The organism is Devosia sp., assembly GCF_017307565.1.
Lineage (GTDB): Bacteria > Pseudomonadota > Alphaproteobacteria > Rhizobiales > Devosiaceae > Devosia.
In genome coordinates this window covers 1-2,473 of record NZ_JAFKHD010000023.1, presented here as the reverse complement: position 1 = coordinate 2,473, position 2,473 = coordinate 1, and the positions used below count along the sequence as shown (strand labels likewise).

2 protein-coding genes are annotated in these 2,473 nt (G+C 64.8%); both read left to right on the top strand.

Annotated elements, in window-relative coordinates; translation table 11 throughout:
* Positions 1–26 precede the first annotated feature (26 nt).
* Complete coding sequence (gene cobT, locus J0I64_RS00290; protein ID WP_291405317.1) at positions 27–1,916, top strand: cobaltochelatase subunit CobT; 1,890 nt, start codon at positions 27–29, stop codon at positions 1,914–1,916.
* Between the two features lie 11 nt (positions 1,917–1,927).
* Positions 1,928–2,473 (top strand): esterase-like activity of phytase family protein (locus J0I64_RS00285; RefSeq protein WP_291405315.1); only part of this gene is annotated, 546 nt, incomplete at its 3' end.

Below are 2,473 nucleotides of genomic sequence, written 5' to 3'. Positions count from 1 at the left end.
TAAAACGGGTAGAAGAGACCGCTTCCATGGCACAGCCCCCGCGCAGCAAGCCCAATAAGCCCGACCAGACCCAGGCCTTCAAATCGGCCATGGGCGCCACGGTGCGCGCCATCGGTGCCAAGCCGGAGCTGGAGGTCACGTTTACGGCCGACCGGCCGCTCCTGACCTCCGACAAGGCGCGCCTTGCCAATCTGCCGCGCCTGCCAACCAAGCGCGATATCGCCATCGCCCGCGGCCAGGGCGACGCCATGGCCATGCGGCTTGCGAGCCACGATCCCGAGGCGCACCGCAAGCGCGCACCCATGGACCCGCAGGCCCGCGCCGCTTTCGACGCTCTCGAGCAGGCACGCGTCGAATCCCTTGGCGTCATCCGCATGCCCGGCATGTCCGGAAACATCCACGAAATGCTGGAAGACCGCCTCTTCCGCGCCAATTTCGCCGAAGTCGACGACAAGAACGAAGCCCCGCTCGCTGAAGCCCTCGGCCTGATGCTGCGCGAAAAGCTCGCCGGCGTCCCCGTGCCGCCCTCGGGCCATGCACTGGTCGATCTGTGGCGCACGGAAATCGAAGCCAAGGCTTCCACTTCAATCGACAAGCTGCTGTCGACCTATGAAAGCCAGGAAGATTTCTCCAAGGCCGTAAAGGCCGTGTTGCGCGATCTCAACCTCATCGCCGAAAGCGATATGGAAGATCCCGACGCCTCGGATGAGGACGATTCCAACGACAGCCAGCCCGAGCAGGCCCAGGGCTCCGACCAGTCGCCCGAACAGGGCGAAGGCGAGAACGAGCAGGCTGAGTCGGAAGAAGATCAGCAGGCCGGCGAAAGCGAAGAAACCGGCGACGTCGAAGGCATGGAAGCCGACATGGCCGATGTCGACGACGATGCTGAATCCGAAGCTGGCGAAGACGCACCAATGCCCCCGCCCGCCAAGGACGGCGGCGAGCGCCTGTCGAACCAGTTCCAGTACAAGGTGTTTACCACCAAGTTCGACGAAGTGGTGAAGGCCCCAGATCTCTGTCCGCCCGACGAATTGGACCAGTTGCGCGGTCTTCTCGACAAGCAGCTCGAAAACCTCGCCGGTGCCGTTGCGCGTCTTGCCAACAAGCTGCAACGCCGCCTGATGGCCAAGCAAAACCGCTCGTGGCAGTTCGACCTTGAAGAGGGCCTGCTCGATACCGCACGCCTCACCCGCGTCGTCACCGACCCCATGCAGGCCCTGAGCTTCAAGGTCGAGAACGACACCGATTTCCGCGATACGGTCGTCACGCTGCTCATCGACAATTCCGGCTCCATGCGCGGCCGCCCGATCACCATCGCGGCGATCTGCGGCGACATCCTCGCCCGCACGCTCGAGCGTTGCGGCGTGAAGGTCGAAATCCTCGGCTTTACGACGCGCGCCTGGAAGGGCGGCAAGAGCCGCGAAGCCTGGCTCGAAGCCAATCGCCCGGCCAATCCCGGTCGCGTCAACGACATCCGTCATATCATCTACAAGGCGGCCGACGAGCCGTGGCGCCATGCGCGCCGCAATCTCGGCCTGATGATGCGCGAAGGCCTCCTCAAGGAAAACATCGACGGTGAAGCCCTCGAATGGGCCCGCAAGCGCCTGATGGCCCGCCCCGAGCAGCGCCGCATCCTGATGGTGATTTCGGACGGTGCGCCGGTCGATGATTCCACCCAGTCGGTCAACGCCGGCAACTATCTCGAAGCGCACCTGCGTCAGGTCATCGAGGACATCGAAACCCGCTCGCCCATCCAGCTCGTCGCCGTCGGCATCGGCCACGATGTGACGCGCTACTATCGTCGCGCGGTAACCCTGCTCGATGCCGAGGAACTGGCCGGCGCCCTCACCGACGAATTGGCCGCACTCTTCGACGAGGAAATGCCCGGGCCCACGAGGCGGCGCGGCCGGAGATGACCTGGCGGGCGATGATAGCTGGGAGCCTCGCGCTCCTCGCCTCGCCCGCTCTGGCGGTAGACGTCTCCGTGACGGCCGCTCAAGTGTCCCGCTTCAAAGGCGTCGGGCTCGATGAGCCCGTCGGCAAGCTGATCTTTCGCGGCGGACTGACCTTGCAGTCGCAGGACGACATGTTCGGCGGCCTTTCGAGCATCACCACCACCGGCCCCAACCAGAACGTCGCCTTCGTCAGCGATCGCGGCCAATTCGCCTCCGGACGCCTTGCCTACGACCAGGACGATCGCCTGCTGAGCCTCATCGGCGTCATCATGGAGCCGATGCAGAACTCCAAGGGCGCGCCCCTGCCCCGCCAATATGCCCGCGATGCCGAGGGCATGGACACCGTCTATCGTGACGGCGTGCCCGTAGCGGTCCGCGTCAGCTTTGAAAACCTCACCCGCGTCGCCGATTTCGCCATCACCGATGGCCGGCCTGGCGGCCCCGCGCGCGAAATCGCCAGGCCCGAGTGGCTGACGGATTTGCGCACCAACAAGTCCCTAGAATCCATCTGCATCGCC

Bases quoted from the DNA above. Each gene is read 5' to 3' on its own strand.
- cobT (WP_291405317.1), top strand. From the start codon at position 27: ATGGCACAGCCCCCGCGCAGCAAGCCCAATAAGCCCGACCAGACCCAG.